Source organism: Roseateles rivi (assembly GCF_043555845.1).
Taxonomy (GTDB): Bacteria; Pseudomonadota; Gammaproteobacteria; order Burkholderiales; family Burkholderiaceae_C; genus Roseateles; species Roseateles rivi.
The window spans coordinates 1-20059 of record NZ_JBIGHZ010000002.1 but is presented as its reverse complement, the minus strand read 5'-3'; the positions used below and the strand labels follow the sequence as shown (position 1 = coordinate 20059).

Annotated in this window: 18 protein-coding genes and 1 pseudogene; all 19 read left to right on the top strand. The window is 67.4% G+C overall.

Annotation, left to right across the window (positions count from 1 at the left end; translation table 11 throughout):
• The first annotated feature begins 300 nt into the window (after positions 1–300).
• Positions 301–3057, top strand: coding sequence for a type VI secretion system ATPase TssH (tssH, locus tag ACG0Z6_RS04170; RefSeq protein WP_394458840.1), 2757 nt, complete (start codon positions 301–303; stop codon positions 3055–3057).
• Complete coding sequence (gene tssB, locus ACG0Z6_RS04165; protein ID WP_394458839.1) at positions 3054–3560, top strand: type VI secretion system contractile sheath small subunit; 507 nt, start codon at positions 3054–3056, stop codon at positions 3558–3560. Before tssH ends, tssB begins: the two co-directional genes overlap by 4 nt.
• Before the next feature lie 30 nt (positions 3561–3590).
• A complete protein-coding gene (gene tssC, locus ACG0Z6_RS04160) occupies positions 3591–5090 on the top strand; it encodes a type VI secretion system contractile sheath large subunit (RefSeq protein WP_394458838.1) in 1500 nt (499 codons plus the stop codon).
• A gap of 43 nt (positions 5091–5133) precedes the next feature.
• On the top strand, positions 5134–5616 hold the full coding sequence (locus tag ACG0Z6_RS04155) for an Hcp family type VI secretion system effector (protein WP_394458837.1): 483 nt from the start codon (positions 5134–5136) through the stop codon (positions 5614–5616).
• Positions 5617–5702: 86 nt separating this feature from the next.
• Positions 5703–6233 (top strand): type VI secretion system lipoprotein TssJ, encoded by a 531-nt coding sequence (gene tssJ, locus ACG0Z6_RS04150; protein ID WP_394458836.1) that lies wholly within the window; start codon positions 5703–5705, stop codon positions 6231–6233.
• Between the two features lie 15 nt (positions 6234–6248).
• Entirely contained in the window at positions 6249–7592 is a 1344-nt protein-coding gene (gene tssK / locus ACG0Z6_RS04145; RefSeq protein WP_394458835.1) for a type VI secretion system baseplate subunit TssK, read from the top strand.
• Between the two features lie 29 nt (positions 7593–7621).
• Positions 7622–9226 (top strand): type VI secretion system protein TssL, long form, encoded by a 1605-nt coding sequence (tssL, locus tag ACG0Z6_RS04140; RefSeq protein ID WP_394458834.1) that lies wholly within the window; start codon positions 7622–7624, stop codon positions 9224–9226.
• Between the two features lie 11 nt (positions 9227–9237).
• Complete coding sequence (tssM, locus tag ACG0Z6_RS04135; RefSeq protein WP_394458833.1) at positions 9238–13476, top strand: type VI secretion system membrane subunit TssM; 4239 nt, start codon at positions 9238–9240, stop codon at positions 13474–13476.
• A gap of 8 nt (positions 13477–13484) precedes the next feature.
• Positions 13485–14324 carry a hypothetical protein gene (locus ACG0Z6_RS04130; RefSeq protein ID WP_394458832.1) on the top strand — a complete coding sequence of 280 codons (840 nt, stop codon included), beginning with the start codon at positions 13485–13487 and terminating at the stop codon, positions 14322–14324.
• A complete protein-coding gene (locus ACG0Z6_RS04125; RefSeq protein WP_394458831.1) occupies positions 14321–14971 on the top strand; it encodes a TagK domain-containing protein in 651 nt (216 codons plus the stop codon). Before ACG0Z6_RS04130 ends, ACG0Z6_RS04125 begins: the two co-directional genes overlap by 4 nt.
• The gene (tssE, locus tag ACG0Z6_RS04120) at positions 14968–15666 is read left to right on the top strand and encodes a type VI secretion system baseplate subunit TssE (RefSeq protein WP_394458830.1); all 699 of its coding nucleotides are present in this window, start codon (positions 14968–14970) and stop codon (positions 15664–15666) included. Before ACG0Z6_RS04125 ends, tssE begins: the two co-directional genes overlap by 4 nt.
• Positions 15667–15711: 45 nt before the next feature.
• Positions 15712–16230 (top strand): hypothetical protein, encoded by a 519-nt coding sequence (locus tag ACG0Z6_RS04115; protein WP_394458829.1) that lies wholly within the window; start codon positions 15712–15714, stop codon positions 16228–16230.
• Positions 16223–16624: a hypothetical protein gene (locus tag ACG0Z6_RS04110; protein WP_394458828.1), complete on the top strand. Its 402-nt coding sequence runs from the start codon at positions 16223–16225 to the stop codon at positions 16622–16624. The genes ACG0Z6_RS04115 and ACG0Z6_RS04110 overlap by 8 nt, the downstream gene beginning before the upstream one ends.
• Entirely contained in the window at positions 16621–17205 is a 585-nt protein-coding gene (locus ACG0Z6_RS04105) for a hypothetical protein (RefSeq protein WP_394458827.1), read from the top strand. The genes ACG0Z6_RS04110 and ACG0Z6_RS04105 overlap by 4 nt, the downstream gene beginning before the upstream one ends.
• Positions 17202–17801, top strand: coding sequence for a hypothetical protein (locus tag ACG0Z6_RS04100; protein ID WP_394458826.1), 600 nt, complete (start codon positions 17202–17204; stop codon positions 17799–17801). The genes ACG0Z6_RS04105 and ACG0Z6_RS04100 overlap by 4 nt, the downstream gene beginning before the upstream one ends.
• Positions 17798–18397: a hypothetical protein gene (locus tag ACG0Z6_RS04095; RefSeq protein WP_394458825.1), complete on the top strand. Its 600-nt coding sequence runs from the start codon at positions 17798–17800 to the stop codon at positions 18395–18397. The genes ACG0Z6_RS04100 and ACG0Z6_RS04095 overlap by 4 nt, the downstream gene beginning before the upstream one ends.
• The gene (locus ACG0Z6_RS04090) at positions 18394–19002 is read left to right on the top strand and encodes a hypothetical protein (RefSeq protein WP_394458824.1); all 609 of its coding nucleotides are present in this window, start codon (positions 18394–18396) and stop codon (positions 19000–19002) included. The genes ACG0Z6_RS04095 and ACG0Z6_RS04090 overlap by 4 nt, the downstream gene beginning before the upstream one ends.
• Positions 18884–19747 carry a LysM peptidoglycan-binding domain-containing protein gene (locus tag ACG0Z6_RS04085; RefSeq protein ID WP_394458823.1) on the top strand — a complete coding sequence of 288 codons (864 nt, stop codon included), beginning with the start codon at positions 18884–18886 and terminating at the stop codon, positions 19745–19747. The genes ACG0Z6_RS04090 and ACG0Z6_RS04085 overlap by 119 nt, the downstream gene beginning before the upstream one ends.
• Positions 19748–19781: 34 nt before the next feature.
• A pseudogene (locus ACG0Z6_RS04080) lies at positions 19782–20059 on the top strand (type VI secretion system Vgr family protein); the annotation flags it as partial.

The window sequence follows — 20059 nt, the reverse complement described above, 5'->3', positions numbered from 1 at the left end:
CCGAATGCCCGGAAATTGACTACCAATGGAGTATTTGGCGACAAACAAATCGTGAACTAATGCCGCGCGATGGCGCCCTGGAGGGCTGGCGTCAAGTGTCGAGATTGGCCCTGTTGCACGAACAAAGTCCATAAAAAACAAGAGCTTGTGTGCAAGCTGCGGCCGCCGCGCTGGGGCGCTGGCCGGGCCCTGAGCAGGGCGCTAAACGAAGTTCCCGGCGCCGGGTGTTACCCCATTTCGAGGGGGGAGTGTTGAGCCGGAATCGACCCCCTAGACTGAAAAAAACAAGGGAGGGCGGCTGTGCGTACTGTCAGGAGAGCGCTATTTGAAAAGCTCTCGGTCAAACTATTTGGTTCATTGGAATCTGCGACGGCTCTGGCGCGTGAGCGTGGGGATTCGCAGGTGGACCTTGTGCATTGGCTGCTGCAGATTTGGCGCGACGAGGAAATGGATTTCCGTCGCATCTGCCAACATTTTCATATAGAAGATAACGCCTTGGAGCGGGATTTCAGCCTGGCGCTGAATCGCTGCGTGCCACGGCGCATGCAGGCAGGCCTGGACTTTGCGCCGGAGCTGGAGCTGGCGGTGGAGCGCGCCTGGCTGGTGGCCAGCGTGCAAGCGGGCGACGACCGCGTGCGCAGCCCCTGGCTGCTGCTGGCTCTGCTGCAAAACCCCGCCCTGCGCCGCTCGCTGCTGGGCATTTCTGAGGCCTTTGCGGGGCTGTCGCCCTCGGGCCTGCTGGCCGAGGTGCAACACCTGCTGCAAGAGTGGCAGCCGGGCATGGAGCCCAGCCACACGCCCAGTGCCGCCGGGGCGCCCACACCCCAGGCCGGTGCCAGCGACAGCGCCCTGGCCAGCTACTGCCAAGACCTGACGCAGGCCGCGCGCGCCGGGCAGGTGGACCCCGTGGTGGGGCGCGACCGCGAAATCCGCATGTGCATGGACGTGCTGCTGCGGCGCAAGCAAAACAACCCGCTGCTGGTGGGCGAGGCGGGCGTGGGCAAAACCGCCGTGGTGGAGGGGCTGGCGCGCGCCATCGTGCAAGGCGATGTGCCGCCGCCGCTGCGCGAGGTGCGCCTGCTCAGCCTGGATGTGGGCGCGCTGCTGGCCGGTGCGGCCATGCGCGGCGAGTTCGAGGCGCGCCTCAAAGCCGTGCTGGAAGAAGCCACGCGCGGCAGCCGCCCGGTGATTCTGTTTGTCGACGAAGTCCACACCCTGGTGGGGGCGGGCGGCCAGGCCGGCACGGGTGACGCGGCCAACCTGCTCAAGCCCGCGCTGGCGCGCGGCGTGCTGCGCATGATTGGCGCCACCACCTGGAGCGAATACAAGCGCCACATCGAAAAAGACCCGGCGCTGACGCGGCGCTTCCAGGCGCAGCAAATTGACGAGCCCGACGACGCCACCGCCGTCATGATGGTGCGCAGCCTGGAGGGCGTGTTCCGCCAGCACCACCGCGTGCACGTGGGCGACGAGGCCGTGCAGGCCGCCGTGGCGCTGTCGCGCCGCTACCTGCCCGCGCGCCAGCTGCCGGACAAAGCCATCAGCCTCTTGGACACCGCCTGCGCCCGCGTGGCCATGGCCCAGCACATGCCGCCCGCCACGCTGCAGGCCCTGCAGCAAAGCGTGGCTGACCTGGCCCTGCAGCTGCAGTCCGAACTGCGCTCGCAGCGCTTGCAAGGTGGCGCACCCGACGCCCAGGCCGCCGAGGCCACACGAGCACGCCACGCCCAGGCAGAGGCTCAGCTGGCCGAGCAAGAGGCGCTGTGGCAGACGCTGCGCGCCGAGCTGGCGCAGTGGACGCAGCTGCAGGCCGAGCTGGCCGAAATGCCGGACGACCCGACCCCCGAGCGCCAGCGCCTGAGCGAGGACCTGGCCGCGCTGCAGCAGCGCATTGAGGCCTCGCCGCTTTGGGGGGAGCACCAGTCTTTGTCGGTGGATAAAGCCGCCGTGGCCGCCGTGGTGGCGGAGTGGACGGGCATACCCGCGGGGCAAATGCTCAAGGACGAGCTGCAGTCCCTGGCCAGCCTGTTGCCGCGCCTGGAATGCCGCGTGATGGGCCAGCCCGCCGCGCTGCGCTGCATTGCCGACCGCGTGAAGTCGGCGCGCTCCCAGCTCACCGACCCGGGCAAGCCCATGGGCGTGTTCATGCTGGTGGGCCCCTCGGGGGTGGGCAAGACCGAAACCGCCCTGGCCCTGGCCGAGGCGGTGTACGGCGGCGAGCACAACCTCATCACCATCAATATGTCCGAGTACCAGGAGGCGCACACCGTCTCGGGGCTCAAAGGCTCGCCGCCGGGCTATGTGGGCTATGGCGAGGGCGGCGTGCTCACCGAGGCGGTGCGGCGCAAGCCCTACAGCGTGATCCTGCTCGACGAAATCGAGAAGGCCCACCCCGATGTGCACGAGCTCTTCTACCAAGTCTTTGACAAAGGCTGGATGGACGACGGCGAGGGCCGCAGCATCGACTTCACCAACACCCTGATCTTGCTCACCAGCAATGTCGGGGCGGAGTTGATTCAAGAGCACTGCGAGCGCAGCGGCGAGGCCCTGCCCAGCAGCGCGCGCCTGGCCGAGCTGATCGACCCCGCGCTGCGCCAAGTCTTCCCGGCGGCCTTTATCGGCCGCGTCAGCGTCGTGCCCTATCTGCCGCTGCCCCAGGCGCTGCTGCAGCGCATTGCCGCGCTGGCGCTGGACAAGGTGGCCCAGCGCGCCCTGCAGCACCAGGGCTTGACGCTGCAAGTCACCGATGCGGCGCTGGCGGCCATCGTCAGCCAATGCGGCGTGCACGACACCGGCGCGCGGCGCATTGCGCAGTTCATTGAACGGCATGTGCTGCCCGCACTGGCGGACTGCTGGATTGCCGCCATGACCCAACCCACCGCTTCACGGGCCTGGACGCTGGACCAGGCCCAGTCCGCACAGGAGCGGGAAGTGGCCCTGGACCCGGCCCAGCAGTTGCTGCTGCGGCCGGAGCTGGACGCCGCACCGCCCCCCGTGAAGTCCCCAGCGTTTGACAGCCCCGAACTTTCGTTCAACACCGACCAGGAGCCCTTATGAGCGGAAACAGCCAGAAGTTCATTGCGCGCAACCGCGCGCCGCGCGTGCAAATCGAGTACGACGTGGAGGTTTACGGCAGCGAGAAAAAAATCGAGCTGCCCTTTGTGATGGGCGTGATGGCCGACTTGGCCGGCGACAGCCGCAACCCGCCGGTGGAAGTCTCGGACCGCAAGTTCCTGCCCATCGACATTGACAACTTCGACGAGCGCATGAAGGCCATGCAGCCCCGCGTGGCCTTCATGGTGCCCAACACCCTCAGCGGCGAAGGCCAGGTGGCGGTGGACATCACCTTCGAGAGCATGGACGACTTCTCGCCCGCGGCCGTGGCCAGCAAGGTCGACGCGCTGCGCCAGCTGCTCGAAGCCCGCACCCAGCTGGCCAATTTGCAGACCTATATGGACGGTAAAGCCCGTGCCGAGGACCTGGTGCGCCGCCTGCTGGCCGACCCGGCGCTGATGGAGTCGCTGGCCGCCAGCCCCAAGCCCCAAGGTCAGCCCCAGTAAACCGCGTCAACCTCGAAAGAAGGAACCACGATGACCATTGCCACCACCAACCCCGCTCAGACGCGTCACACCCAGACGCTGGAGGCTGACAGCTTCGCGGCCATGCTGGACCGCGAGTTCGAGCCGCGCAGCGACGAGCAGCGCGCCGCCGTTGAAACCGCGGTGCGCACCCTGGCCCAGCAGGCGCTGGCCAACACCATCACCATGAGCGACGACGCGTACTCCAGCATCGAAGCCGTGATCGGTGAGATCGACCGCAAGCTCTCCGAGCAGATCAACCTCATCCTGCACCACGAGCAGTTCCAGGCGCTGGAGTCGGCCTGGCGCGGGCTCAACCACCTGGTCTCCAACACCGAGACCGACGAGATGCTGAAGATCCGCTTCATGGACATCAGCAAGACCGAGCTGCGCAAGACCATGCGCCGCTACAAAGGCGTGGCCTGGGACCAAAGCCCGCTGTTCAAGCGTCTCTACGAAGAAGAGTACGGTCAGCTCGGTGGCGAGCCCTATGGCTGCCTGGTGGCCGACTACTACTTCGACCACACCCCGCCCGATGTGGAGCTGCTCGGTGCCATGGCCAAAGTGGCCTCCTCCGCGCACGTGCCCTTTGTGGCCGGTGCGGCGCCCAGCACGCTGCAGATGAACTCCTGGCAGGAACTGGCCAACCCGCGCGACATCTCCAAGATCACCGGCAATCTGGAGCACGCCGCCTGGAACTCGCTGCGCGACACCGACGACGCGCGCTATGTGGGCCTGGCCATGCCGCGCTTCCTGGCACGCCTGCCCTACGGCGCCAAGACCAACCCGGTGGACGAGTTCAACTTTGAAGAAGACGTGGCCGGGGCCGACCACCGCCGCTACGTGTGGTCCAACGCCGCCTACGCCATGGCGGTGAACATCAACCGCAGCTTCAAGCTCTACGGCTGGTGCACCATGATTCGCGGCGTGGAGTCTGGCGGCACGGTGGAAAACCTGCCCTGCCACACCTTCCCCACGGACGACGGCGGCGTGGACATGAAGTGCCCCACCGAGATTGCCATCTCCGATCGCCGCGAGGCCGAGCTGGCGCGCGCGGGCTTCATCCCGCTCATCCACCGCAAGGGCACGGACCACGCCTCCTTCATCGGCGCGCAGTCGCTGCAAAAAGCGCAGGAGTACGACGACCCCGACGCCACGGCCAACGCCAACCTCTCGGCGCGTCTGCCCTATCTGTTTGCCAGCACGCGCTTTGCGCACTACCTCAAGGCCATCGTGCGCGACAAGATCGGTGCGTTCAAAGAGCGCGAGGACATGCAGCACTGGCTCAACGAATGGATCATGAACTACGTTGATGCCGACCCTGCCAACTCCAGCCAGGAAACCAAGGCACGCCGCCCACTGGCCGCGGCCGAAGTGGTGGTGGAAGACGTCGAGGGCAACCCCGGCTACTACAACGCCAAGTTCTTCCTGCGCCCCCACTTCCAGCTCGAAGGCCTGACGGTGAGTTTGCGTCTGGTTGCCAAGCTGCCCTCGGTCAAGGCAGCCGCCTGACCACACTCTCGCAACTGCGAACTAAACCCCAAGGAGGATCCCTATGGCACAAGACATCTTTATCAAAATCAACGGCATCGACGGCGAGAGCATGGACTCCGCGCACAAGAACGAAATCGAAGTGCTGAACTGGAACTGGGAAATCATCCAGGAATCCAATATGCACATGGGTTCGGGCGGCGGCGCGGGCAAGGCCACGGTGAAGGACTTGCAGTTCACGCACTACATGGACCGCTCCAGCCCCAACCTCATGAAGTTCTGCCTCACCGGCAAGCACATTCCTGAGGCCGTGCTGGTGGTGCGCAAGGCCGGCGGCAACCCGCTGGAATACCTCAAGCTCACCATGACCGACGTGGTCATCACCCGTGTCCTGCCCCAAGGCAACAACGCCGACGAGCGCCTCAAGGAGCAAGTGGCCCTGTCTTTTGCCAAGGTCAAGCAGGAGTACACGGTGCAGAACCAACAAGGTGGTTCGGGCGGCGCAGTCACGGCGGCCTACGACCTCAAGCTCGGCAAAGAAGCTTGACGCCCGCACCCCACGCGGCACTGTGTTGCCACGGGCCTGGCCCGTGGCGCGCAGCTGCGTCTGGGGTGTTGGCACGGGGCCTGCACATGCACAACAACACTGCCCAATGGTTCTCTGGTACGGTGCGTGCGGCCCTGGCCGCCGCGCTGCTGCTGTGCGCCTGGCTCGCGCCTGCCCAGGCGCAGGAGCGCGAACGCACGCGGCTGGCGCTGCAGGTGCAGGCCGCCGCCGACGTCAACCCCGATGCGGCGCTGCGCGCCTCGCCCATCAAGGTGCGCATCTACGAGCTCAAGGACAGCCAGGTGTTCTTGGAAGCCGACTACTTCAGCCTGGACGAAAAAGACAAGCTGCTGCTGGCCAACGACGTGCTGGTGCGCGAGGAGTTCATCCTGCGCCCCGGAGAGTCGCGCCGCATCGAACGCAAAAGCCACCCCGCCGCGCAGTACCTGGGCGTGCTGGCAGGCTACCGCGACCTGCTGCAGTCGAGCTGGCGCGTGGTGCACAAGCTGCCCGAAGCCCCCGAAGCCGCCTGGTACCGCGCGCTGGTGCCTGCGCAAAAGGTGGCCCTGATTGTTGAACTCCAAGCCCAGGGCATTGTGCTCACGGCTGCGCCCTGAAGGCATTTATTCATCATGAGCTGGAACAACAAAGTTGTCTGGAGCGAGGGCCTGTTCATCCGCCCGCAGCTCTTTCAGCAGCAGGAGCGCTACCTGGAGTGGTTCACCCACCACCGCGCTGCACCCCTGAGCCCCTTTTTCTGGGGTTTCAGTTTGCTGGACATCGACCATGAATCGCTCAGCCTGGGCAAGCTGGTGCTGGCGCGCGCCAGCGGTGTGTTCCCCGACGGCACGCCCTTTCAAGCGCCGGGCCACGCGCGCCTGCCCGAGCCGCTGGCGCTGCGCCAGGAGCACCTGCAGCAAGTCATCCACCTCGCGCTGCCCATACGCGCGCCCAACTCCGAAGAAACCACGTTTGACGACGCACCGGGCTCGCTGGCGCGCTTCAACGTGACCGAGACAGAGCTGCGCGACTCCAACTCCATCGGCCAGGGCCCGCGCCCCGTGCAGCTCTCCAACCTGCGCCTGGCGCTGATTCCGCAAAAGGAACTCACCAGCGCCTGGATGGGCCTGCCGCTGGCCAAGGTCACGGCGCTGCACAGCGACGGCCATGTGGACCTGGAGCCGCAGTTCATCGCGCCGGTCAACCAGTGGGGCGCCTCGGCGCTGCTGACGCAGTGGCTGGTGCACCTGCACGGCACCTGCCGCCACCGCGCCGAATTCCTGGCCAAGCGCCTGAGCGGCAATGCCGGGCAGGGCGGGGCGCAGGCCGCGGAGGTGAGCGACTTTTTGCTGCTGCAAATTCTCAACCGCTACGAGCCCATGCTGGAGTACCTGCTGCAGGTGCGCGAGGCCAGCCCGGCCGAGGTCTACACCTGCTTGCGCGGCATGGCCGGTGAGCTCTCCACCTTTGTGCGCACCGCCACGCGCCGGCCCGAGGCCGTGCCCGCCTACGAGCACGGGGACCCGTACAAGAGCTTTCACGCCCTCATCGAAGACGTGCGCTGGCTGCTCAACGCGCTGATGGTGCGCAGCGCCGAGGACATCCCGCTGGAGGTCAAGCCCAACGGCATGCACCTGGCCAGCGTGGACCCCACGCAGCTGGCGAGCTTCAGCGCGCTGGTGCTGGCGGTGGCGGCCGACATGCCCGCCGACCAGCTCGCGGCGCAGTTCGCGGCGCAAGCCAAAGTGGCCGCTTCCGACCGCCTGCCCGAGCTGGTGCGCCTGCACCTGCCGGGCCTGGGCCTGCGCGTGCTGCCTGTGCCGCCGCGCCAGATTCCTTTCAACGCCGGTTGCGTGTACTTCCAGCTGGACATGCGCGGCCCCTTGTGGGAGCACCTGGCCCAGCACGGCGGCATTGGCCTGCATGTGGCGCGGGCCCTGCCGGGGCTGGCTTTGCAGCTGTGGGGTGTGCGCTGAGGCGCCGGGGTTAGGCAATGACTGCATCCATGAATCTTCTTGCATCGACGTCCTGGCCGGACGAGGCCGCGGCCGCGCCGCCCAGCCTGGCCGGGCTGGGGCTGGACAGTGCCGCTGCCCAGCAGCTGCGCTTTGAGCCCGGGGCCGATTACGACGAGCGCCTGGCGCGCGTGCAGGCCACGCAGCAGGCCCAGGGCAATGCCTTTTTGGAGGCCGCCGCCGTGCTGCTGCGCAGCCTGGGCGAAATGCCCCGGCGCCTGGACGAGGCGGGCTTGAGTGGCCTGCACGAGCTGCTCACGCAGGAGCTCAAAACCTTCACGCGGCTGTGCGAGCAGGCCAATCTGCGCCGCGACCAAATGCTGGTGACGCGCTACGCGCTGTGCACGGCGCTGGACGAAGCCATCAACCTCTCACCCACGGCCGGGGGCGCGCAAGACAGCACCGGCATGTGGTCCACCGTGGCCCTGCTCAACACCTTCCACGGTGAGAGCCACGGCGGCAAAAAAGTCTTTCTCATCATCGGGCGGCTGGCCGCTTCCCCCGATGAACACGTGGATGTGCTCGAGCTCATGCACCACCTGCTGTGCCTGGGCTTTATGGGCGACTACCGCGTGCAGGCCGAAGGCCGCCGCCACCTGGAGACGATTCGCCACCGCCTGCATGTGCTGGTGAGTGCGCGCCGCCCCGCCGTGGCGCGCGAACTCTCGCCGCACCGCCAGGGCGCTGGGCGCGGGCGCCTGGCGCTGCTGCGCACGGTGCCGGTGTGGGTCAGCGCCAGCCTTTTGGGCCTGGCCTTGTTTGGCCTCTTTGCCTGGCACAAATACCAGCTGCTGCGCGTCAGCCAGCAGGTGCAGGAGCGCATTGCGGCCATCGACAAAATCCCGCTCTCGCTGCCTGCAGCGCGGCCCAGCCTGACGCTGGCCGATTTGCTGGCCGACCAAATCCAGGCCGGGCGCGTGGCGGTGACGGACGAGCCCAAGGGCTCGCTGGTGGTGTTCAGGGGCGACGGCATGTTCAGCGGTGGTCTGGCCACGCTGAGCGCGCCCACGCAGGACATCTTGCGCCGCGTGGCCCAGGCCCTCAACGGCGTGCCCGGCAGCGTGAGCGTGGTGGGCCACACCGACAACGTGCCCGTGCAGTCGCCCCAGTTCGCCAACAACCAGGCGCTGTCTGAGGGCCGCGCCGCCGCCGTGCGCCAGGCCCTGGTGGCCGCGGGCGTGGAGCCCCAGCGCATCAGCGTGTCCGGGCGCGGCGACCAGCAGCCCGTGCAGAGCAATGCCACGGCCGAGGGCCGCGCGCGCAACCGCCGCGTTGAAATCCAGGTGCTGCTGGAGGCCCCCGGCGCAGCCGCCTCGGCCCCAGCCATGGGGGCCAGCGCTGCCGCCGCCGTGGCCCCGCTGAGCAAGCCCGCCGCGCCTGTGGTGGCGCCCGCCGCAAACGCCGCCGTCGCTGCGCAAACCGCCAAGCCCGCGCCCGCACCCGTGGCCGCCAGCGCGGCGGCCCGAGCGGCGCCTGCGGCATCAAACCCTGCCCCTGCCGTGACCAAACCGGCCGCGCCAGCGCCAATCGTCAAAGCCCAGACCAGCGCCGAAGCCCCAGCCGCCGCGGCGCCCGCGTCCACCCCCACGCCCTGAATCGACCCACCATGTCTGCCTTCATGCAATCTGCCAAGTTCAGAGCACTCCTGGTTTTTCTGGGGGTCGTGCTGCTGGGCCTGGCCATCTGGTTTGTGGGCCCTCTGCTGGCCTTTGGCGAGGCGCGGCCGCTGGCCAGCGTGAGCGCGCGCGTCATCACCCTCGTGCTGCTGCTGCTGCTGGGGGTGTTTGTGCTGCTGGAGTGGACGCTCAGCGTGCTGGCGGTGGTGGCGCTGTGCCTGCTGGTCTGGCATGCCGGGCCGCTGCTGGCGCTGGGCGATGCGCAAAACCCCTGGCGCCCGCTGGCCGGGGAGTGGCCGCGCGTGCTGACGATTGCCGTCATCGCCCTGGTCTACCTGGTGTGGGCGCTGCTGCGGCTGTGGCACATGATTCGCAACGACGAGGCCTTTGCCAAGCGCGTGTTCCGCCTGGAGCAGCGCAACCCCGCACAGGCCCTGGCGCGCGAAGAAATCCGTGTGCTGCAAACCAAGGCCGACCGCGCCACCACCGAGCTGCGCCGCATGCGCTCCACCGTGGCCGGCCACACCGGCGCGGTGACGGCGTTTTTGCGCCGCCTCGTCGAAGGCAAGCGCTACCTGTATGAGCTGCCCTGGTACATGCTCATCGGCCACCCCGGCGCGGGCAAGAGCTCGCTCATCACTAACGCCGGGCTGACCTTCCCGCTGGCCGACCAGATGCAGGCGGCCTCGGTCTTCAGCCTGGAGGGGCCTGACCGCGGCACGCTCAACTGCAACTGGTGGTTCACCAACGAGGCCGTGCTCATCGACACCGCCGGGCGCTACACCGCGCCGGACGACGCCGTGGGCAGCCACGACGACTCGCCCGAAGCCCAGCGCCGCCGCGGCGCCGACGCTCCCGACTTCCAAGACAGCGCGCTGCACCTGGAGTCCAAGAGCCAGGCCGAGTGGAAGGGCTTTTTGGGCGTGCTGAGAAAGGCCAGGCCGCGCGCACCCATCAACGGCGCGCTGCTGGCCGTGGACCTGGGCGAGCTGTGCAGCAGCAGCGATGCCGATTTGCTGGCCCATGCCGCACGGCTGCGCGCGCGTTTGAGTGAGCTGCGCGAACAGCTGGGCATACGCTTCCCGGTCTATGTGATGCTCACCAAGTCCGACTTGCTGCCGGGCTTTAACGCCTACTTCGACGCGCTCAGCTCCGAGGCCCGTGCGCAGGTCTGGGGCCTGACGCTGCCGCTGCAAGACAGCGCCGCCGCGCCCGCGCCGGGCAGCCCCGAGGCCAGCGGCACGGGCTTGCAGCAGCGCCTCACGCAGGAGCTGGAGCTGCTGCGCGAGCGCCTGGCCCAGGGCCTGAGCACGCGCTTGCAAGAAGAGTACGACGTGGACCGCCGCCAGGCCCTCTACCTGCTGCCGCACGAGCTGCAGGCCTTGATTCCGCGCCTGGTGCGCCTGCTGGGCCATGTGTTTGCCGACAGCCGTTTTGACACCACCCAGCACCAGCACATGCTGCGCGGCGTGTACTTCACCAGCGCCGCCCAGCCCCAGGTGCAAGACGGCCCGTTGGCCGACCGCCAGGCCCTCATCCCGCGCCTGATGCGCGCGCTGCAAGCCCGCAAAGGCCAGGCCAAGGGCCCCGCGCCCCAGCTCAGCGAGGGTTCGCACGCCAGCTTCTTCATCACCGATGTGATGCGCGAGGTGGTGTTCTCCGAGGCCCATCTGGTGCGCCCCAATCTGCGTTGGGAAGCGCGCTTTCGCCTGCTGCGCCTGTTGGGCCATGCGCTGGTGATCTTGCTCTTTGTCTGGCTGGCCAGTGCGGTGTGGCTGAGCCAGAAGAACAACCACGACTACTTGAACGACGTGGCTCAGCGCACCGAGCAGCTGCACAAAAAAGTGGCCGCGGCGCAGGTGGCCGAGCACCCCGAGCGCATTGCCGGGCTCTTGACCGACGCGCGCCAGCTCGCGCAGTTCACCGGGCTGGATTTGGCGCAGCCCGATGCCAGCTACCAGTACGGGCTCTACAGCCCGCCGCCCGTGGTGCAGCAAGCCAGCCAGCTCTACGCGCATTTGCAAGACCACATGGTGCTGCCGGTGGTGATCCAGCGCATGGAATACCGGCTGCAGCGCGCCGTGCTGGAGGGCGATGAGGTGGACGCCTACGCCACCTTGCGCGCCTACTTGCTGCTGCACGACGCACAGCGCTTTGCCAACGACAAATCCGCCGCGGCCGACTTGCGCGCCTGGGTGGTGGACGACTGGCGCGGCAAGGACGACGCTGCCGAGCCCGCTGCGGCCAATGCCGCCACGCCCTCGGCAGCCCAGTCGGCCAAGCCTGCTGCGCCTGCGGCCTCGGCCGCCGCGCCGCGCCTGCCCAAGGCCGTGCCCTCGCTGGCGCAAAGCTTTGGCAACAGCGCGGTCATGGTGGAGCACCTGCGCGAACTGTTCTCCGGCCAGCGCCCCGTGCAAAGCCGCCAAACCAGCAACGAGGCCCTGGTCAAGCGCGTGCGCCAGTTCCTGGAAACACGCAGCACCAGCGAGCGCCTGTACGAGCGCACCAAGCGCGCCGTGGCCAGCGATACGCCGCGCGACTTCTCGCTGGTGCGCGCCCTGGGCCCCCAGGCCGGGGCCGTGTTTCGGCGCGACAGCAGCGCCTCGCTGGAGCAGGGCGTGCCCGGGCTCTTCACCTACGACGGCTACCACGATGTGTTTGCCAAGCGCCTGAGCGAGCTGGTCAAGACCGCCATCGACGACGACGCCTGGGCCATGGGTCGCAGCGCCGCCGCGCCGGGCCAGGCCAACGCCGCTGCACGGCCTGCCAGCGGCGAAGACCTGGCCGCGCTGATGGAAGACGTGCGCCGCCAATACCTGCAGGAATACGCCCGCCACTGGAGCAGCTTTTTGTCGGACCTGCGCCTGCGCGAGCCCGCCGCGGGCGACGCCATGGCGTTTGAGGTGGGGCTGATCCGCCAGCTCGCCGCCGCCGATTCGCCCCTGGCGCGCCTGGGCCGCATGGCCGCGCGCGAAACCACGCTTTCGCGCCCGCTGGTGGGGCTGGAGCCGCGCGAAAAATCCCTCATCGACCGCGCCAGCGACGAGCTGGCCAAAAACACCGCCAAGCTCAACGACAGCCTGGGCCTGCGCCCCGAGCAGCGCCTGGAGCGCCAGGTGGTGGACGACAGCTTTGCTGCGCTGCGCGAGGTGGTGGTGGGCCAACCCGATCCCGCCCAAGGCGCTGTGGTGCCGCCGCGCATGGAGCTGGTGGCCGGGGTGCTCAACGAGTACTACACCACCTTGGTGGTGGCGCAAACCGCTATTGAGGGTCAGTCCTTGCCGCCGCCGGCGGGCGACAGCGCCAACAAGCTGCGCATTGAAGCGGGCAAGCTGCCCGCGCCTTTTCGCCAGGTGCTGCTGGATGTGTCGAGCATGGGCAGCGACAAGGTTGCGCGCGGCGCGGCCGCCATCCTGCGCACGCAGGCGCGCACCCAGCTCGACCGCCTCATGGGCTTGATGACGGTGATGGTCACCGAGCCCTGCCGCCGCCAGATCGCGGGCCGCTACCCCTTTGCCAACAGCACGCAGGAAGTGGCGGCCGACGACTTCAACGCCTTCTTCGCCGCAGGCGGCGCGGCCGATGAGTACTTCACCAAATACCTGCTGCCCCTGGTGGACACCTCGGCGCGGCCCTGGCGCTACAAAAGCCCCGAAAGCGCCCAGCTCATGGTGGGCCCCGAAGGCTTGGCCGAAGGCAAGCCCCTGGCCCCGGTGAGCAACGGCCCCACGCTGCTGGGCGAGCTGCTGCGCCTGCTGCAAGTCTCGGGCCCGCCGCTGGAGCCCTTTCTCTACGTGCAGGCCATTCGCGAGACCTACTTTCGCGAGCCCGGTGCCAAGCGCATGAGCTGGAAGCAAGACATCCGCGTGGCCTCGCTGGACCCCACGGTGACGGAGCTGGTGATCGACGTGGACGGCCAGGTGCAGCGCTACGCCCACGGCCCGGTGCAAGCCTGGGTCACCAGCTGGCCGGGCCCGCGCGGCGGCCTGGGGCTGGACCTGAGCGTGCAGCCCAAGCTGCGCCCCGACACCGCCGTGCTGCAAGCGCGCGGCCCCTGGGCGCCGCTGCGCCTGCTGGAGCGCGGCAAAGTCACCCCCGGTGCCAGCGGCGGACGCCTCGGGCTGGAGGTGTCTTTCGATGGCCGCAAGGCCGTGCTGGAGGTGCAGACCCAGGGCCTCAACCCCTTGGGCGCGGACCTGCTGCGCCAATTCAAATGCCCCGCAGTTTGAGCACCCCCATGCGCTGGCTGCAACGCACCTTGCAACACCTCACGGCCCAGCGCCTGGCCTCACCGCTGGCCGTGTGGGGCAAGCTGCCCACGCATGTGGACTATGTGGGCCTCAATGCCAGCGTGGCCCACGCCCAGGCCTGGCAGGGCTGGGTGGCGCGGCAGTGGCGCTCGCCCGCGCTGCGCCGCAGCGAGGCCCCCCCGCGTGCGCGTGCTCACGCCGGTGCGGGCTGGATGCATCTGGATCCCGAACCTCAGCAGCAGCAAGACATGACGCTTGCGCCCGTGGCCTTTGTGCTGCCCGCGCTGCACGCTGCACCCGCACAGCAGCTGTGGTGGCGCGGTGTCATGGTCACCTCCAGCGACCGCATCGGCCGCCCGCACCCGCTCATCGTCTACCAGCAAGTCAGCCAGCGCTGGCTCCGCCGCAGCGTGCAAGACGCAGGCACCGAGGCCGCGCTCAGCGCGCCCTTGTTTGCGCTCACGCGCGTGCTGGCGCGCTGGCAGGCCCACCATGACGACCTCGCCAGCCTGGGCCGCAGCCTGGCGCAGCTGGACCACTTCTGGGCGCCTGCCTTGCCCCAACTTCTGGGCCGGGCGTTGCCGCCTGCGACAGACCAGCAGCTGCACACCATCGTGCAGACCCTGGGCGTCGATGGCGACGCGCCCGATGCCCTGGAGGCCCTGGACAGCCAAACGCCGCAAGGGCGGCGCCTGCGCCGTCTGGGGGTCTGCCGTCAGGCAGTGGGCCAGCCCGCCGCCCAAGCGAGCTTCTGGCTGTTTGACCGCCACGGCCTGTGCGTGCGTGACGCCCATGCCTGGCCCGAGCTGTGGCGCAGCGCCTCATGAAGCCCATCAACGCGCCGCAACCCGAGCCCGTGCTGGACGACCTGGCCGCGCTCGCCGGCCAGTTCCGCGAGGGCGACGCCGCCGTGGGCCTGCAAGCGGGCAGCTTGGATGCCCTGGTGCAAGACGGCCTGGGCGATGGCGCGGCGCTGGAGGCTCTGCCCGCCAAAGCGCCGGTGCAAGACCGCCTGCAAGACCCCGCCGAGCAGCTGCTCGACGCGCTGCATCAAGACTATCTGCGCACCTTGCAAGACCCGCAGCACCTGGGCAGCGGTGGCGCCTGGTCCTTGCAGGGCGACGATTTGCAAAATCCTCTCATCGACGAGTTCGAGCGCCTCAAAGCCTCGGCCCCGGCCAGCCAGAGCCTCTACGAGCTGCTGGGCCCGCCGCCGCCCATCGACCAGCTCATGCAAAGCCTGGACATCGGCACGGCTGTGAACGACGTGCTGGCACCTGAGCCGCTGGACAGCGTGCTGCACCTGCTCGCGCCCGAGCACCTGCGCACGCCGCCGAGCCAGGCCCAGGACTTGTTGAGCGCGCTGGAGCCCGAGGCCTTGCCGGGGCTCACGCGCAAAGAACACCACGACATGGCGCTGGACAGCGCCATTGCCAGCCTGCTGGGCTCCCCCAGCGGCACACCCACACCATGAGCGCCGACGTCCCCACCGCCCCCAGCCCCAGCGCCGAGCCCCCCGGCCAGGCCCAGGCGCGCCCGGCCCTGGGCCTGCACCCCCGCGCCCGCAAGCCGCAAGACGCCCAGCCCCGCGCCCCGCTGCGCGCGGCCGACCCGCACTACCTGCCCACGCTGTTTGACCGCCTCTGCGACGACGCGCCCAGCCAGCGCAGCGAAGCGCCCGGCGCCTACGCGCCCGACCGCAAACGCATGCGCGCCATCTTGCAGCGCGACCTGAGCCTGCTGCTCAACACCATCAACCACCACCACCACCTCGAGCCCGAGCGCTACCCCGAGGTGGCGCGCAGCTGCGTCAACTTCGGCGTGCCCCCGCTGGCGGGCCGCACCCTCTCAGAGCGCCGCTGGGCCGCCGTGGAAACGGCAGTGCGCCAAGCCATCTTGAACTACGAGCCGCGCATCCTGCCCGAGACCCTGATCGTCAAACCCCTGCGCGCGCGCGCGGGCAGCGCCGCTGCCGCCAACCCCTGTTTGCTGGACTTCGAAATCTCCGGCCAGGTCCACATGCTCCCCTACCCCATGGAGTTCGTGGTCCAAACCTCAGCCGACCTGGAAGCCCAGCGCATCGAACTGCGCCTGCCCCCTGAGGCCGACGTTGAACCCGCCGCACCGTGGACGGATCCGGGGCAAGAGGAGGGTGGTGGTGAAGGGTGAGCTGGCCTTTCGGCCAGTGGCCACCGTGCTGCTTTGGAGCGCATCATGAGCACGAGCCCACATGCTCCAGGCTCGGCTTTGCAGCCGCACCAGCGCTTTCGCCTGCTTCGCCGCACGCCCGATCGCGCACAGCTGCTTGTCGACGGCAAGGCCACAGGCCTCGCGCTGGACGGTCTGGACCTGCAGGCCGCCTACGCATGGCAAGGGCTGCACCTGCTGTTGGTGCACACGGGCAACCATTTTGAAGACGCGTTGTATTGCTATTTGCTCAGCGCTTCATTGGAGGTGCTGGATCAAGCGGCCATCGGGGGCTTCTACAGCACGGGCGAGCTGGGTGCTTTGCGCGTCATCGGGCCCGATGCCATTGCTTTCACCTTCCCCAGCAGCGCGCAGGCATGGCACTTGCGCTTGCTGCCGCGCCCGAGCTGGCGCCTGCCCTTTGTCTGCGGGCAGTTTGGGGTGTGGGGCCGCAGGGCATTCAGGCGCCACTTTGTGCTGCGCCGCTGCGCACAACTGCCGCCCCTGCGCGGCGACGGGACCAGGGAAGGTGCTGGCGATGTTTGATCTTGCTGTGTGGAAGTTTGTCGCCATTGCAACGTTGGCGCTGGCCCTTGCTTGGGTGGGCCGCGCATTGCTCGTGAGCCTGTCGTTGCAAGACATCGCTCCGGGTTCGGCATGGGTATGGCTCCTGGATGCTGATGTTGTCGAGCTTCCGGCACCCTCAGGCGCGCGCGTGTTGGGCTACCGCAGCGAACCCGCCGACGGCAACCGGCGAGCGCTGACGGCCGTTCGATATTGGGTGGGCGACGCCTCTTGCGACTGCGAAGGCCTGCGGCAGCACCTGCTGGCACGGGGGTATCGGAGGGTGCAAGCCGATGAATTTCTGCGAGGTGAGGAGACCGTGGAAATACGCCACAACCCGCCGCATGTCGACGTCACCAAATACGCAGCACCATGAGAGCAATCCCATTCCTCCTGGGCATGCTGGGCGCCTTAGCCAGCCCCGCCACCGGGGCCGAACGCCCGCTGTGGTACGAGTGCCAGGGCATGGCCTTTGGCTACGTGCTGCGCCAGGGCGACACCATCGACTTCTACAACCGCTGGTTCAACTGTCCGAGGCTGCGTGTCAAGGAGCGGTTTACCAGCACGACCAAGTTGGGCAACGATGTTGTGAGCACACAGGACGTGATGGTGGTCGACAACCAAGACCACAAAGGCAGTTGCCCATTTCAAGTCATGGTGTGGACACCCATGGGCGAGAGCACGCAAGCCAAGGGTGTGCCCGGATATGTCGAGTTTGAGGGCTTTGAGAACCTGGAAGCCTATCGGCAAGAAAAGATCAGTCCCGGATCGACCAATCCTTTTGGTTGTGCGGCGTTTTTGGTCGACGCACATCGTCGCCCTCAACTCATACGTCCCAAGGGCCCGCATGGACGCAGCGTGCGTGAGCAACAGCGCGCCATTGCGGCTGCCCTGCCTCAGGCGCGCGGGGCCCGCACAGGGGCCCCCTCGGGCACTCGTCAACAGGAACCCTCATGAACCTCCAGCTTGGCCGACAACCTTCAGTGCCCGCCTTGCTGCTCGCACTTCTTCTGGCGCCCGCGGCCCAGGCCGAACGCCCGCTGTGGTACGAGTGCCAGGGCATGGCCTTTGGCTACGTGCTGCGCCAGGGCGACACCATCGACTTCTACAACTACGCGTTCAACTGCCCGAGGCTGCGCATTACACACAGCGCTGTCGCCAGTGTGGAGAAGTTGAGCAACCCAGCGGCCCGACAAGAAGTGTTAACAGTCGACAACCACGGACATGAAGCGAGCTGCCCCTACCAGGTGATGACCTTGACGCCCTCTTGGTTTGGCGATGCTGAAGTGGGGCCACCGCCGTTCTACAGCTTTGCGGCCTATGCAACGCTGGAGCAACTGGAGCAAGAGCGACGTGGCCTTGGCGACGGAAATTTCTTCAGCTGCTCGGCCTACTCCATCGGCATCAATGGTGTGCCCCAACTGATCCGCCCAGAAGGGCCACATGGACGCAGCATTCGGGAGCAAAAGAGGGCCATTGCGGCCGCCCTGCGTCAGGCGCGCGGGGCCCGTACAGGGATGCCCTCCGGTACTCGCCAACAGGAGCCCTCATGAGCCTCCAAACTGCCCGACAACCTTCAGTGCCCGCCCTGCTGCTGGCACTTCTTCTGGCGCCCACGGCCCAGGCTGAACGCCCGCTGTGGTACGAGTGCCAGGGCATGGCCTTTGGCTACGTGCTGCGCCAGGGCGACACCATCGACTTCTACAACCGCTGGTTCAACTGTCCGAGGCTGCGGATCACGGGGCGCTTTGACAGCGAGGTGACATTGGGTGATGGCTCCATGGCTAAGCAAGAGGTCTTGACGGTTGACAACCGGGGGCACGAAGCCAGCTGCCCGTACCAGGTGATGACACTGACCCCGGACTGGATAGACGAACCGATCTCAGGCCCACCGACGCTGTACGGCTTTCGCGCATTCGGCGATATGTCGCAACGTGAGCAGCATCTGCGCGATCCGGGCTCGGTGAGTTTTTTCAGCTGCACAGCCATTCAGATCGATGCGCATCGTCGCCCTCAACTCATACGTCCCGAGGGGCCACACGGGCGCAACGTGCGTGAGCAACAGCGCGCCATTGCGGCCGCCCTGCCTCAGGCGCGCGGGGCCCGCACAGGGGCCCCCTCCGGTACTCGTCAACAGGAGCCCTCATGAGCCTCCAAACTGCCCGACAACCTTCAGTGCCCGCCCTGCTGCTGGCACTTCTTCTGGCGCCTGCGGCCCAGGCCGAACGCCCGCTGTGGTACGAGTGCCAGGGCATGACCTTTGGCTACGTGCTGCGCCAGGGCGACACCATCGACTTCTACAACCGCTGGTTCAATTGCCCGAGGCTGCGGATCACGGGGCGCTTTGACAGCGAGGTGACATTGGGTGATGGCTCCATGGCTAAGCAAGAGGTCTTGACGGTTGACAACCGGGGGCACGAAGCCAGCTGCCCGTACCGTGTGATGGCTCTGGCGCCGATTTGGTTTGCCGACCCCCCGGCAGGCCCACCGCCGATGCAGAGCTTTGAAGCCTATGGCTCTTTAGAAGAGCGCGAGCAAGAGGCCAAACATCCAGGAACCGTGGGCTATTTCAGCTGCGCTTCCTACTCGATTGGCACCAACGGCGTGCCTCAGTTGATCCGCCCAGAAGGTCCACATGGACGCAGCATTCGGGAGCAAAAAATGGCGATCGCAGCGGCCATTAAGCGCGGTCGGTATCGCGGCGGAGCGACTCAAAGAACCGAATCTGTCGGCGGAGTTCAGCATGAGCCCTGAGCAGAAACGTGCTTTACATCTCCTCAACTCGGCGAGCAGCTCCGTTGCTTTGGGTTGGCGAGAGGGGGTGGCGCTTGCGCTTGACAGTCCTGGTGAATGGATGGCCTATGACGGCACCATCAAGAAGCTGGTTCAGCTCGTCAACGAGCGACTCGGGGGCAGCTCCAAGCTGCCCAAACTCGATTGGCACCTGATAAGAGCGATGCTGTGGACTGAAACGGGAGCGAAACATCCGCAGTGGCGAACAAAGCCCATGCAAATCGGCGTCGTCGGCGATGCTGGCATGGGCGTGGTGCTCGCAGGCGCTGAAAACGTGGGCCTGGTCGCTGACGCTGAGCTGCGCGCCAACCTGAGCGCAGAAACCGTGCGCCACCAACCCGAAGCCAACATCCGTGCGGGCTTGATCTACCTGCTTAACCGCATGTGCGAGGCGAAGTCCTTTGAAGAGGCTGACGGTGCCGTCAGCGAGCACCAGGTTCAAAAGGGCGAGACGTTCGACCGCATCGGCAAACAAGTCGGCTGCAGCGCGCAGTGGCTGCTCAAACTCAATGGGCAAAACGCCCGGCTCGCCGTCGGGCAGGTGGTCAAGGTGCAGGCCACCCGGCGTGGGCGGCGCATCACGGCCTGGAAGGCCTTCACCCCCGAGAACCTCCAAGACCGCTACAACGGTAATGGCGACGAGCGATACGCCAAAAAGCTGCGCTATTGCCTGGGGGTGATGGAGATCATGGAGCTGGCGCCATGAAGACATCACCCAGACAAGTTCAAAGAGGCACACCATGACCCCCCGCACCCTCACCCTACAAAGCCCCGCGATGCCCAGCCTGCTGGGGACGGCGGCACTGTTGCCGCGGCGGCTGCACGGCCACGAAAGCCTGGGGCAGCTCTACCGCTACACGGTGGAGCTGGCGACGCCGGACAACCCGCTCATCAGCGAGCTGATGGCGGCCAACGTGCCGTTCAAGGAGCTGGTGGGCAAGGAGGTGAGCCTGCAGCTTGAGCTGGAGGGGCGGGGCAGCTTTGTGGCGGGGTTGCTGGGTGGTGCGGCGGTGGGGGT